This is a genomic window from Microbacterium algihabitans, from assembly GCF_032464975.1.
In the GTDB taxonomy this organism is placed as follows: Bacteria; Actinomycetota; Actinomycetes; order Actinomycetales; family Microbacteriaceae; genus Microbacterium; species Microbacterium algihabitans.
In genome coordinates this window covers 140,983-154,317 of record NZ_JAWDIU010000006.1, presented here as the reverse complement: position 1 = coordinate 154,317, position 13,335 = coordinate 140,983, and the positions used below count along the sequence as shown (strand labels likewise).

Below are 13,335 nucleotides of genomic sequence, written 5' to 3'. Positions count from 1 at the left end.
GACGGAAGAGAACGCGCTCCTACTCGACGGCGATGCGCTCCAGTACGTGCTCTAGTTCATCCCCGAGTCTCACCATTCCCCGGCGACGACAATCGCCGCCGTCGAGCGCGCGTACACGGAACGCATGGAGCCAGTTCCTCGTAGATCCTGTGAGCGTGGTGGTAAAGATGAAGCGTGGTGCCAAGGCGGGACTCATTCACGATGCGGTGCCGAGGGCAGCACGAGTCGCTCACGACGCGCTGCACCTTGATCTAGCCGGCGTGCCCGCCGAATCGCCCGTCGCAGAGCCTTGCTACGTTTAGCGCACCGGGTGAGGGGGAGACATCGTGGCAGACGAGATCGAATTGGCGGGCGACGACGACGGTGTGGTCGTGATGGGCGACCGGGGTGCGATCGAGAGATTCCTCAAGAAGGCAGGTCTCTCATCGCAGGCGAGTCCCTTCGACCTAGTCAGACTGATCAAGCTCTTGAAGTGTGCAGCAGATACGGCGCACGCGGCGGCCGAGATCGCCGAACGATCCGCGCTTTACCTCAAGCTCACCCCGGAATCCGCGCAGCGTCTCAACGAGGCCGGCGGCCTCATGAAGACCAAGACGAAGGGCGTCAGCCACGCAATGCTGGGCGAGACCGGCAAGACATCGCTCAAGTGGTTGCAGGTGCAAGACGGCCCTGCCTCGCTTCTGACCAACCCCGCGGTGCTGTCAGGGCTCGGCGGACTCATGAACCAGTTCGCGCAGCAAGCGGAGGCCAAGGAACTCAAAGCGCTACTGCTGAGGATCGACGACAAGCTCGACGACGTGCGACGAGATCAGCGCAACGCCGTGCTCGCACGCATGAAGGGAGCCGCAGCTCAGATCGAGGAGGCCATGCTGCTCCGTGCGCACGACGGAGATCCCATGACGCTGTGGGCCAAAGTCAGCGGAGCGTCAGCCGCGATTCTCGACGTGCAGGAAGAGGCGCTCCTTGCCCTCGGCTCGCTCGCCGCGAAGGTTGAGGGCAAGCGTGGCACTGGAGAACTCAAGAAGCTCACGCGGGAGATCGAACGGGAGGTCCCGGTCCAGCTCGCGGTTCTTGCTCGCTGCTTCGAGCTCCACGACGAGTTTCGTGTGATCGAACTCGACCACGTCCTTGCCACTGCCCCGGAGAACCTGGAGGGGCACCGAGAGGGCCTTCGTGCGGCGCGAACCAAACGACGCACAGACATCCTCAACGAGACAGTTGCCCTCATGGGTCAGATGGACGCCGCGGGCGGAGTGGCGAATGAGAACATCATTCTGCACATCCGCGCTGCACGATCGGTGGTCGGATCGTTGAACGCCACCTCCGACCTCCTCAATGAGTTTCACGCGCCATTGGGTATCGAGTTGACGCGCGCGGCCCTCACCACAACGCCTTGGAGAGACGCGCTCCGCGACCCACAGCAGCGCCGCACGGCCGGTAAAGAAGTTGGGCAAAAGGCTGCGGTGAGCGCCGCTGCCGTCGGAGTACTCGCGCTCACGGTCGGTGGGGCAGTCGCCAAGGGTGGGAAACCAAGTGCGTAGTGCCAGGCTGAAGTCACGAGGACACTTGCGAGCCCACGGATGACGAAGCCCAGCGAATCGATTCCGCTCTACTTCACCCAGTACTTCGATGTTGAGCCCCAGACGCTCGCCGACTACGGGGCATTCGACATTTCGGTGGTCTCCGATTTGCCCCTGTTCATCGACCCCTTCCTCCTTTTCAACAGCAAGAACGCGAGCTACCAGGAACTTCACGAATCGATCGTCACCTACCTCACATTCCTTCGTGACAAGGCAGACGGTCAGCTTGATACGGCCCTGATCGACAGTTGGTACCGGTTCAAAGAGGTGAAGCAGAACTGGCTGGGTTTCACTCTGCTCGGCAACGCCGGGAGTGGACTCGGAAAGGCCTTCGCGACAGCGCTCCACGACTCGCTCGGCTCGATCCTTCGGAGCTTTGGAGCGGAGCAGATCACGCAAGGGAGCCACCTGGAGAAGCTCGCGCTCATCACCGACGGGGTCGGTCGAGACAACATCAGCGACTTCACGACCAACCTGATCAAGGGCTTCCTTCTTGAGTACACGCAGGAGTTTGCCCACCTGCATCTGAGCGCGGAGCAGCGCGGGATGTTCGCAGTTACTCGGGCCGCTTTCAACTATCAGACCGAGACGTGGGAAACGAGAGAGTACGAGCTCCCGATCCTGCATGGTGACTACGTTCTGCTCACCCCCGCGGATCTGCTGACGCGCGATGACACCTGGATCAGCCGTCCCGACATGATCCGTGGGTTTCACCACATCGCGGAGGCAATAGACGACTCACAACTGCGTGCTCAGGTCAACAAATACCTTCATTCACGGCTCAGTAAGAAGCCCACGGAGAGGGAGTACGCGGCGGCGGCGCAGGCAACGGTTCATGAGTTCCCCGAGGTCATCGACTATTACATCCGCCAGCAGGAGGAGCGCGGCGACCAAGCCGTCGGGTTGAGTGCCAAGCGCCGAGAGGAGACCGAACTCCTGCTTGTCGACATGGTGCAGAAGGCCGTCGCTGCGATCACGACGAACACCACGTTGTATGCGGCACCTCTGACGAGCTACGACGAGGCGCTTGAGCGGGCGCAGGGCTTCAAACGATATGTCGAGCACTCCGATGGCTACAGACTCTTGAACCGGGCAGGTCTGAAGAAGCCGTTCTCTAGAGAGTCCGACGTGCAGCTCTTCTTCGGCCTCATCTTCTTCGGGAGCGAGTTCGACGTGAACCGTGAGGTGAACAATGGTCGCGGTCCCGTCGACTTCAAAGTAAGTAAGGGATCGATCGACAAATCCCTGATCGAGGTCAAGCTCGCGAGCAATACAGCGCTGAAGCGCAACCTGGAGCGCCAAGTCGAGATCTACGAGCGAGCGAACGACACGCGGACATCAGTCAAGGTCATCGTCTACTACACCGCCGAGGAGGAGCGAACGGTCTATAAGATCCTCAACGAACTCAAGCTCGCCGCGGAGCCCTCGATCGTACTCATCGACGCTCGAGCAGATAACAAGCCATCCGGCTCGAAGGCGTAGATCGGCCTCACAGTGCGCCGGTGCGTGGCCGAATTGGCACTCCAACGCTCCGAAGCGCCGTCAGTACGGTCTGAGCGTTGAACCCAAGCTGCCGCCCGATCCTCGCGGCGGAGCGGCCGTCTCGGTAGAGTTCCGCGGCGGTCGCAATGTCTGCCTCGCTCATCCGACGGATGGTTTTGATGCCACGAGCGGCTAAGTGCATCGCCCACCGTCTGGCGGGCGATGCCGAACTCCCGCGCGACGTCGGCGACGCTTCCGAGCTCTTGGTAAAGGTGACCATGGCATCCACCTCGGCAGGGCGGAGTTGGCGCGCCGTCTTCGCTCGCGCAGGCATGGGCGCAGGCCGCCAAGATCTCGTGAACTTCCGCACCAGATCAGGTATCGCGTGGGCGTCGCAATGTTTGGAGTAGGCGTGCAGTAGGTCCACCGAAAACACAGCGCCGCATCCCTCACGGGGTGCGGCGCTGTTGTGCGCGTGCCTCATTCGGAATTCGCTGTTCCGCTGAGGAGGGGGTCAGTTCCGAGGCCGTCTCGCGGAACACCTGCACCATCGGGTTGCGCGTGTCGGTGAGGCTGCACAGCACCACGGTGGCGGGCTCGATGTCGTCGATCGGCACGTAAGCGAGCTCTTCGCGCTGATAGCGCCGCGTGGCCGACTCCCCGGCGATGTTCACGCCGGCACCGGCCGCGACGAGCTCCAGCAGCCCTTCGATGCTGTCGGCGGTGGGGCCGCGCAGCGGACGGGAGCCGTCGGGCCGCGGGTCGACGAGCCACCAGTCCATCACCTCGGGCGCACCCCCGCTGGCGGCGACGAAGGTTTCGTGCGTCGTCTCGAGGATCGAGATCGACTCCCGCCCGGCCAGGTGGTGTCCGTGCGGTACGACGAGCACCCGCTGTTCGCGCCAGAGCGGCTCGGTGCGCACGCGAGGGGCGAGCCGCAGGGGCCACGGGGCGAAGACCACATCGACGAGCCCTGCGTCGAGGTCGCCCGCCACATCGAAGAACCCCAGCCTCCGCATCTCGATGCGCGCGTTCGGCACCTTTTGCAGGGTCGTGCTGATGGCCGCGGTGGTGAGGTCACCCGCGCCTGCGGCGACGACGCCGACGCGGAGGTGCGGGGCCGCGAGGTCGCGCTGCACCGACCTGCCCCACGTGACGATCAGATCATGGTCATCGCGCAGTCGCCGAGCGAGGGGCAGAAGATCGCGTCCGTAGCCGGTCAGCTCCACCTTGCGCGGGGTCCGTTCGAAAAGCTTGACGCCGAGTTTCTGCTCGAGCTTGCTGATCTGCTGGCTGAGCGATGGGGGAGTGATGCTCAGACGCTCGGCGGCCCGCCCGAAGTGCAGTTCGTCCGCCAGGACGCAGAAGGAGCGGATCGCATGGATGGGCACGTCCATATCGCGATCCTAACTTCGGGTGACCGCCGCACCCGGGGGCGAGCGCCGGGGTCAGTCCGCCTCGGTCGCCGCGCGGGCTCGACGGGACGCGATCGTCTTGCGCACGACGGCGATGACGACCGGCAGGACCGAGACCAGCACGATGACGATCATCAGCACGTCGATGTTGTCGACGATGAACGGGATGCCGCCCAGGAGCAGACCGATGAGGGTCATGGCCACCACCCAGAGCGTCGCACCCAGGGTGTTCCACAGCACGAACCGGCGGTAGGGCATGTGGGCTGTGCCGGCTGCCACCGGAACGTACGTCCGCACGATCGGCACGAACCGGCCCAGCACGAGGGAACCGCCGCCGTAACGGGCGAAGAAGTTCTCGGCGTCGTGCAGCCGTTCGGGGCGCAGTACACGGGCACCCTCGCGGAACAGGCGGCGTCCGAAGCGTCGACCGAGCCAGTATCCGACCTGGTCGCCCAGGATCGCGGCGGGGATGCCGACCAGCAGCACCTGCCAGGGCTGGATGCCGAGGGGACCGGCCAGCACCGCGGCGGTGACGAGCAGGGAGTCGCCAGGGAGGAACGGGAACAGCACGCCCGATTCGATGAAGATGAGCAGCGCGATGCCGCCGAGCACCCACGGTCCGAAAGCGTGGAGGATCGACGCCGCGTCGGGCAGGATCCCGGTCGACATGGCGACGGAGTGGATGTTCACGGCAGGTTCGCTCCCCGAGTCGCTCCGGCGCGCGCGGATTCGCAGGCGCCGGGGGTGACGCTAACGCACGCACTCTAAGGAGTCGCCAAGAATCCGGGGGCGAGAGGCCGAAGCGCACGTGAACGGCCGGCGGGGCGGCATCTGTCACGCGCTCACGCTCGTGCAGAGCGCCATGGTCGGTCAGTTGCTCTCGGCCCAGCCGCCGGGGGCCGCGATGTTGAACATCCACGCCACGCCCCACGGGTCGGTCACCTCGCCGTAGAGGTCGCCCCACACCTGCTTCTCGAGCGGCTGCACGACCTCGGCGCCCCGCTCGACGAAGCGGTCGTAGAAGCCGCGCACGCGGTCGAGCTCGTCGCTCATGAACGCGGCGTGCACGCGGTTCGCGCCCCAGCCGCCGGCGGGCTGGCCGAAGGCGTCGGCTCCCATCACGGTGAAGCCGTCGGCGCGCAGTTCGGAGTGCATCACTCCATCGGCGGGGGCGTCGGCCATGCCGAAGTCGCCGAACGTGCTGATCTTGAGCTCACCGCCGAAGACAGATTCGTAGAAGGTCATCGCTTCGCGGGCGGCGCCGGCGAACGAGAGGTAGACGGAGAGCGAGGTGGACATGCGGCATCCTTCCGGCGGCGGGCGGTGGCCCTCACCCTAGACCCGGCTCGGAAGCGCACGGAAGGGCGGATGCCGCATGCCTCAGGCCCCCTTGAAGGTCCGCAGTTGCGCGAGAAGGCGCGGGGCGCTGGTGTCGAAGAGCCTTCCGCCGACGAGCACGCCGATCGCGAAGACGATCACGCCCCAGACGAGGCCGATCGCGAGGGCGAGCCACCCGGCAGTGCCGGATCCGGTGAACATCGCGATGGCCGCGGGGACGACCATCGGCAGCGAGAGCACCGCGACCAGCGCCCAGCACAGGAAGAACGCGAGGAACATCGTGAACGTCGATCCGGGAACGCGCTTGAACGGCGAATCCCCGGGCGCGGGGGTGGGAACGACGAGCAGGGCCGAGCTCACCGCGCTGACGCCGTATCCGACGAGCGACATCCCCAGAGCAGCGCCGAGCACACCCGGGAGCATCTCCCAGCGGTTCGACAGGCCCACCGTGGCGATGACCACGACGATCACGAGCGGGATGCCGACCGAGGCGGCACCCAGCATTCGCCCGAGGCGGTCGGCGCGGCCGCGGACACCGGTCTGGAGCACGGTCGCGAAGGCGGTGCCGTCGTACGAGATGTCGGTGTACGCCAGGACCCCGGCGAAGAACCCGACCAGCAGGCCCGAGGCGGCGAAGAACGGTCCGTCGAGATCGCCCCGCGAATAGACGAGCACGAGCACGGGAGCGAAGGGGATCAGCAGCAACTGCCGCAGATAGCGGAAGTCGCGCGTCCACGACGTGAGCGACCGCGCCCAGGTGGCACCCACCGGAGTCGAGGCCATGATGCCGAACAGCCCGAGCGATCCCGACCGGCGCGCGGTCGTCGACCGCGTCGGGGGAGCGATGACGGATGCCGACAGGCTCCGCGACCACAGCAGCCACAGCACCGCGAGGGTGGCGACGGCGATGACGAACTTGGCGAGCCCCGTCAGCCAGGCGCCCGCGGCCAGCTCGCCGGGCACGGCCCACGCGGCGCCGAGGGGCGTCCAGGAGATCCCGGTGACGAGCACCTGCAGGTTCACTCCGCCGGTGCTGGCGGCATCGAGGGCGTTCAGGAGACCGATGACGAGAGGGCTGGCGAAGATGATCAGCACGAAGCCGATCAGTCCGATGAGCTCGCGCGTGCGTCGCCCTCCGCCGAGTCCGCCGGCCAGTGCGGCGACGGCGCGCGAGGCGACGACGCAGGTCAACAGCCCCAGCGGCACGCACACGAGCGCCGCGATCACGGCGACGGGCTGGCGGGCCCACACGAAGAACGTCGCGAGCACGCCGAGGGTCGTCGCAATCCCCGGCACACCCGTCAGCCCGCCCGCGGTGATCGCGATCATCATCTGACGCGTGGTCATCGGGAAGGGCGCGAGTTTCGCCGGGTCGAGGGTGGTGTCGATCCCCGCCGCGAAGATCGGGCCGATCACCCACCCCAGCAGCAGCGCGGCTCCCGCGGCCGTGACGGTCGCGCGGGCGATGTCGAAGTCGAGGGTGCCGACGAAGAAGAGGCCGATCGCGACCAGGGCGAGCATCCACAGCGCACCGATCACGCCGAAGGTGAAGCCCACGAGCTGCATGGGGCTCCGCGTCAGGGTGTTGCCGAGGACGCGGAACCGGATCTTCAGGACTGTCGCAACCACTGCGGCCCCTCCGCGTGGTGCCGGCCGCCGACGAGCTCGACGAAGCGGTCCTGGAGGGTCTGGCCCGCGCGTACCTGGTCGACGGTTCCGGATGCCAGGAGGCGGCCCTGCGCGATGACGGCGACGTGGTCGCACATGCGCTGCACGAGGTCCATGGAGTGGCTCGAGACGATGACCGTGCCACCCGACGCGGTGTAACCGCGCAGGATGTCCTCGATGTTCGCCGCCGACACCGGGTCGACCGATTCGAACGGCTCGTCGAGCACGAGCAGACGCGGCGCGTGCACGAGGGCGCACGCGAGGGCGACCTTCTTGGTCATACCGGCCGAGTAGTCGACCACGGGCGTGCCCGCCGCCTCCTGCAGGTCCATGATGCGCAGCAGGTCGGCGGTGCGCGCGGCGACGTCTTCGCGCGCGAGACCGAACATCATGCCGGTGTAGGTGACCAACTGCTCGCCCGTGAGGCGATCGAACAGCCGCACGCCGTCGGCGAGGTTGCCGATGAGTCTCTTCGCCTCGACCGGCTGCGTCCACACGTCGACGCCGTGGATGCGGACGGCCCCCGCGTCGGGGCGCAGCAGGCCCGTCGCCATCGACAGCGTGGTCGTCTTGCCGGCGCCGTTGGGGCCGACCAGCCCGTAGAACGAGCCGGAGGGCACCTCGAGGTCGAGCCCGGCGACGGCGGTCTTCTGACCGAACCGCTTCACGAGGCCGGTGATCTGCATCGCGGGCAGCGAGTCGTCGGAGGTCGGGGGAGCGACCGCATCGGGCAGGGCGGACGGCGGGGGGACGTCGCGAGGAATGTCGGTCACGCCTCGAACCTAGCGGCGCGCGGGCGCCGCCACCCAGCGTTCGTGCCCGACTCGTCCGCTCGCTGCGTTCTCAGTACCGGATCGCATCGATCACCTTCACGCGGACCGCGACCAGCGCGGGCAGCAGACCCGCGATCGCTCCGACGACGGTCGCGGCGATCAGACCGATCACGGCGGCGTCGATCGGGAACGGCGGGAAGTCGCTGACCATGCCCTGCCCGATGACGTCGCGCAGCCACGGGGACTGCACCACGATGATCGACACGGCCACGCCCGCGGCACCGGCGACGACGGTGGCGACCACGCTCTCCATCATCACGGCGAAGAACACCCGGCCCGCTGTCGCGCCGAAACTGCGGCGGATTCCGATCTCGCGCACGCGCTGCTTCACGGTGACGAGGGCGATGTTGACCAGGCCGAGGGCTCCGAGCAGCAGGACGAGCACTGCGATGCCGATGACGACCATCTTGGTCACCAGGAGCGGATCGCCCTCCCACGTGCCCCAGTCCTGGCGGTTGACGCTGACCTCGACCCCGTCGCCCAGGGCAGCGGCGAGATCGCGTTCGATGAGCGGGGTGAGCTGATCGGCGAGCTCGGGCGGCACCCACATCTCGTACTGCGTCTGCCCGCCGCCGCCGTAGGGGTCGAACGCGACAGGCGCGGATCCGCGCTCGCCGGCGGTGGCGTCATGCATCGCCTGCAGGTGGTCGGCGAGCATGAACATCGAGGGCTCGGACTCCCAGTTCGGCGACGGGGTGACGCCCACCACCACGGCGGTCACGCCTCCGGCGGAGATTCCGGATGCCGCTCCCGGCACGCCCTGCCCGCCGAGGGCGACCACCGGGTGCGACTCGAGCGGTGGGTCGCCCATGCGGTGCCAGAACACCTCGTTCACGATCAATCGCGGCGCGAGCTGCGCGGCGTCGTCGGCCGTGAACCACTCGCCCTCCGCCATCTGCACGCGGTGCATCTCGCCGTAGGGCTGATCGACGGCCTGGGTTCCGACCTGGATCGCTCCGTCGGCGAACGGCACGAGCTGCGAGGTGCTGAGCATGCGCGTCGCGTACGTCACCTGGTACCGCTCGACGATGCTGCGCCACGCGGCGTCGGTGGCTGCGGCATCCGGAGTCGCTCCATCGGTGCGGTACGCCGAGACGTTCAGCGTCGCCGGACGCCCCGACATGCGCTCGTTCTGCTCCTGCGTGGACTGCTGCACGATCGCCCCCAGGGCGACGACGGTGGTGAGCGAGCACACGGCGACGGCGACTCCCACCAGCGAGAGGAGCACGCGCATGCGGTGCACGCGGACCTCCTGCCACGCCTCGAGCATCGCGCCGACGAGGGAGGTGAGCGCGCGCATCAGGCGTCTCCTCGCTCGAGGGCGGCATCCTCGGTCGGGTCCGCGCCGAACCCCCGCGCGGCGAGGACAGCCGGGTCATCGTCGGCGGGGGCCATCTCACGCCGGTCGCGACGGGTCAGCGGTTCGAGCGAGGGATCGTCGACCGCGGTGAGCACTCCGCGGTCGAGCCGGAAGTGCCGGCGGGCGCGGCGCGCGATGGTCGGGTCGTGGGTGATGGTGACCTGGGCGGCACCGGTGCGGGTCGCCACCTCGTCGATCAGCTCCATGACGCTCTGACCGGTGTCGAGGTCGAGCGCGCCGGTGGGTTCGTCGGCGAGGATCAGCCGGGGTCCGCGCACGAGCGAGCGGGCGATGGCCACGCGTTGCTGCTCGCCACCGGACAGGCGGTCGGGCAGGCTCGACAGCCGGTGCTCGAGCCCGACGAGCTCGAGCATCTCGGCGGCGATCTTCTTGCGCCGCCAGAAGGTGCGCCCCGACGAGTACAACAACGGCATGGTGACGTTCTCAAGGGCCGTGCGCCCGGGCAGCAGGTTGAACTGCTGGAAGACGAAGCCGATCCCGGCCCCGCGCAACCTGTCGCGAGCGGCCGAGCTGTAACTGCGCACGGGCCGGTCGTCGAAGGTGATCTCGCCGCTGGTGGGCAGATCGAGCAGCCCCAGCATGTTGAGCAGGGTCGACTTGCCCGAGCCCGAGCGGCCGACGATCGACACGTGGTCGCCCGGCTCGATGGTGAGGTCGATGCCGTTGAGGATGGTCAGCGCGGGCTGATCCTGCGGGATCACCGTGCGGGTGACCTCGCGCAGCTCGAGCAGGCTCACGACGCGGGCGCCTGTTGGCAGAACATCGAGCCGTCGGGGTACACGGTGCACCCGTCGTCGGGTACGGCCATCGCGCCCGGCGCGAACTCGAGGAGCTCCTCGCCCTCGGTGAGGCCGTCGGTGACCTGCACCTGCGTGCCGTCGGTGAGCCCGAGTGCGACCGCGCGCTCTTCGGTGGCGCCGTCGGCGGTGGTGACCCACACGGTGCCGCTCTGCGCGGCTCCGCGCACCGCGGTGGTGGGCACGAGGAGCACGTTCTCGGCGCGACCGCCAGCGATCGTCATCTCGGCCGCGAGCCCGGCGAACACCGTCACGTCGCCCGGCACGCTGCAGGTGGCGGTCGTGCCGGAGCCACCGCCGCTACTGCCCGCTCCGCCCGTGCTCGAGGCCTCGCCCGCCCCGCCGGAGGGGCTCTCGCCGGTGCTTCCGGCGAGGGGAGTCGTGATGCGCAGCCCGGTGCAGGTGAATGCGGCGGGGCCACCGGTGATGGTCACCGTCGCGTCGGTCGGACGGTTCAGCAGGCGGTACTGCTGCGCGGGCTCGAGCGAGCCCGAGACCGAGAAGGTCGGCGGCGCGACCGTGCCGGCGCTCGCGCCGATCGCGACCTCCTGCCCGGCGATGACCGACAGCGAGCTCAGCGTGCCGGCGGCGGGCGCGGTGACGTCGGCGTAGCGGAAGATCGCGGGCTTGGCCTTGCCCTCGGCGTCGACGCTGTCGGCGGGGTCGCGCTCGATGGGCACCTTGACGTCGAAGACGACGTCGCCCGCGGCCACGGCGGCGCCCTGCGCGACGAAGATGCGGTTGACCGTGCCGGTGGCGGTCACCTTCATCGGCACGGCGGCGTCGGCGGCGACGGTGGCCTTGATCACCACGTCGTTCGTGATCGTGCCGAGGGTGGCGACCGCTCGCGGTTCGACGATGCTCCCCGTCGGCATGGCCGGCGAGTCGTCGACCGGCCGGTCGGGGAAGAACGCCAACTTGATGAGTGCGGCCGCCACGATGGCGACCAGAAGCATGCGCAGAATCGGAAAGACCCACGTGCGTGCGATCCCCATGAAACCCCCCCGGAATGGAATCGTCGTCGAACGTTCCTCACCCTAGGGGGCGGCCGATATCGCCGATGTATCGCGCACGAGGGCGCCGGCCGCCCTGTCAGTGCGGATCGGCGGCGTTCAACCGGCGCACCGTCTCGGCGTAACGCCCCTCGGCCTCGGCGTGTCGGAGGAAGCCGACCCGGCTCACCTGCACCTCGGTCGCGTCGGGCTGGTCGCGCAGGATGTCGAACACTTCGTCCGCGAATTCATCCAAATCCATGGCGAACGAGCTCTCGCGCTGGCCCGGTAGCAGGTCGGTGGCGACCGACGGCGGCTCGAGCTCGATCACCGACACGCTCGTGCCCTCGAGCTGCAGACGGAGCGACTCGCTGAACAGATGCACGGCCGCCTTCGTCGCGTTGTAGGTGGGGGTGGCGCGCAGGGGCACGAACGCCAGACCCGACGACACGGTCATGATCGTGGCATCCGTCTGCGCCTGCAGGTGGGGGAGCAGGTGCGCGATCAGACGCAGGGGGCCGAGCACGTTGGTCACGACGGTCTCCTCGGCCGTCGCAAGCACGGCGGGGCCCTGCGTCCAGTCCTCGACCCGCATGACGCCCGCCATCGTGACGAGCACGTTCAGGTTCGGGTGGCGCTCGAGCACGTCGTCGACGGCCCCGCGGATCGAGTCCTCGTCGGCCGTGTCGATGCGGACGGTGTCGATGCCGGGGTGCGTCGCGGCGATCTCGGTGAGCAGTTCCGCTCGGCGACCGCCGACGATGACGGTGTTGCCCGCGGAGTGCAGGCGCTCGGCGAGGGCGAGACCGATACCGCTCGTGGCGCCGGGGATGAAGACGGTGTTTCCGGTGATGTGCATGCTCCCAGTGTTCGGCGTCGGCCCCGGGGCATCCAGGCCTCGTGGATCGGGGGAGCGGCGATCCCTGGATGCCGCGGCGCCTACCGACCAGGATGGAGGAATGGATCGCACGGCGATGGGGGAGTTCCTACGGGCGCGGCGCGAGGCCCTGCGCCCGGAGGACCTTGGCCTGCGACCCGGCGCCCGACGACGCACGGCGGGCCTGCGCCGCGAGGAGGTCGCTCAGGCGGCCGCGATGTCGACCGACTACTACACGCGCCTTGAGCAGGCGCGCGGACCGCAGCCGAGCCCGCAGATGTTGTCGGCGCTCGCTCGGGCCCTGCGCCTGAGCGTCGACGAGCGCGACTACCTCTACCGCTTGGCCGGCCACGCCGTGCCCGACCGTCTCGGCCGCGCCGACCATGTCGCCCCCTCGCTGCAACGGGTGTTCGCGCGCCTGTCGGACACCCCCGCCCTGGTCATCTCGCATCTGGGCGAGACGCTGCTGCAGAACGAGCTCGCGGCCGCCCTCCTGGGCGATCACGTCGGGGCGCGCGGATGGGAGCGATTCGAGGCGTGGCGGTGGTTCGTGAGACCCGAGACCGAGCGCGCCAAGTACCCCGCCGACGATCGCGACCGTCAAAGCCGAGCGATCGTCGCCGGCCTGCGCGCCGCCGTGGGCGTACTCGGACCCGCGTCGACCGCGGGCGAGCTCGCCGCCGAGCTCGAGGGGCGCAGCGCGGAGTTCGCCGAACTCTGGCAGCGGCAGGAGGTCGCCCAGCGCTTCGCCGATCACAAGGTGCTGATCCACCCCGAACTCGGCGAGATCGAGGTCGACTGCCAGGTGCTCTTCACCGAGGATCGCGCGCAGGCCCTGCTCGTGCTCACCCCCGAACCGCGCAGCGAGGCCGAGGAGAAGATTCGCGTGCTGGGTGTGCTCGGCACGCAACGCTTCACCACGACCTGAACGACGGATGCCACGACCCCGGGCCGCGCGAGCGGTGGGGTCGT

General features: G+C 68.4%; 12 protein-coding genes. 3 read left to right on the top strand and 9 right to left on the bottom strand.

Going from position 1 to position 13,335, the window contains the following annotated elements:
* Nucleotides 1-326 precede the first annotated feature (326 nt).
* The gene (locus RWH43_RS15280; RefSeq protein WP_316001872.1) at nt 327-1,541 is read left to right on the top strand and encodes a hypothetical protein; all 1,215 of its coding nucleotides are present in this window, start codon (nt 327-329) and stop codon (nt 1,539-1,541) included.
* 39 nt (nt 1,542-1,580) lie between these two features.
* Nucleotides 1,581-3,062 (top strand): DUF8370 family protein, encoded by a 1,482-nt coding sequence (locus tag RWH43_RS15275; RefSeq protein WP_316001871.1) that lies wholly within the window; start codon nt 1,581-1,583, stop codon nt 3,060-3,062.
* Between the two features lie 449 nt (nt 3,063-3,511).
* Here RWH43_RS15275 and RWH43_RS15270 read toward each other — a convergent pair whose 3' ends face one another.
* The 9 genes from RWH43_RS15270 to RWH43_RS15230 form a co-directional block, all read right to left on the bottom strand.
* Nucleotides 3,512-4,459, bottom strand: coding sequence for a LysR family transcriptional regulator (locus RWH43_RS15270; RefSeq protein WP_316001870.1), 948 nt, complete (start codon nt 4,457-4,459; stop codon nt 3,512-3,514).
* A 51-nt stretch (nt 4,460-4,510) separates the two neighbouring features.
* Nucleotides 4,511-5,146 carry a DedA family protein gene (locus RWH43_RS15265; protein WP_316001916.1) on the bottom strand — a complete coding sequence of 212 codons (636 nt, stop codon included), beginning with the start codon at nt 5,144-5,146 and terminating at the stop codon, nt 4,511-4,513.
* A gap of 201 nt (nt 5,147-5,347) precedes the next feature.
* Nucleotides 5,348-5,776, bottom strand: a complete 429-nt coding sequence (locus tag RWH43_RS15260) for a VOC family protein (RefSeq protein WP_316001869.1) — start codon at nt 5,774-5,776, stop codon at nt 5,348-5,350.
* Between the two features lie 81 nt (nt 5,777-5,857).
* Nucleotides 5,858-7,444 (bottom strand): hypothetical protein, encoded by a 1,587-nt coding sequence (locus RWH43_RS15255; RefSeq protein WP_316001868.1) that lies wholly within the window; start codon nt 7,442-7,444, stop codon nt 5,858-5,860.
* Nucleotides 7,426-8,169, bottom strand: coding sequence for an ABC transporter ATP-binding protein (locus RWH43_RS15250; protein WP_144834321.1), 744 nt, complete (start codon nt 8,167-8,169; stop codon nt 7,426-7,428). Before RWH43_RS15250 ends, RWH43_RS15255 begins: the two co-directional genes overlap by 19 nt.
* A gap of 157 nt (nt 8,170-8,326) precedes the next feature.
* Nucleotides 8,327-9,616, bottom strand: a complete 1,290-nt coding sequence (locus RWH43_RS15245; protein WP_316001867.1) for an ABC transporter permease — start codon at nt 9,614-9,616, stop codon at nt 8,327-8,329.
* A complete protein-coding gene (locus tag RWH43_RS15240; protein WP_144833998.1) occupies nt 9,616-10,434 on the bottom strand; it encodes an ABC transporter ATP-binding protein in 819 nt (272 codons plus the stop codon). Before RWH43_RS15240 ends, RWH43_RS15245 begins: the two co-directional genes overlap by 1 nt.
* Complete coding sequence (locus tag RWH43_RS15235; RefSeq protein WP_144834000.1) at nt 10,431-11,450, bottom strand: permuted SH3 domain-containing protein; 1,020 nt, start codon at nt 11,448-11,450, stop codon at nt 10,431-10,433. Before RWH43_RS15235 ends, RWH43_RS15240 begins: the two co-directional genes overlap by 4 nt.
* 136 nt (nt 11,451-11,586) lie before the next feature.
* Nucleotides 11,587-12,345 carry an SDR family oxidoreductase gene (locus RWH43_RS15230; RefSeq protein ID WP_230705384.1) on the bottom strand — a complete coding sequence of 253 codons (759 nt, stop codon included), beginning with the start codon at nt 12,343-12,345 and terminating at the stop codon, nt 11,587-11,589.
* Between the two features lie 100 nt (nt 12,346-12,445).
* On the opposite strand from RWH43_RS15230, the gene RWH43_RS15225 reads away from it, so the two are divergent.
* On the top strand, nt 12,446-13,291 hold the full coding sequence (locus RWH43_RS15225; protein ID WP_144834004.1) for a helix-turn-helix transcriptional regulator: 846 nt from the start codon (nt 12,446-12,448) through the stop codon (nt 13,289-13,291).
* The last annotated feature ends 44 nt before the right edge of the window (nt 13,292-13,335 follow it).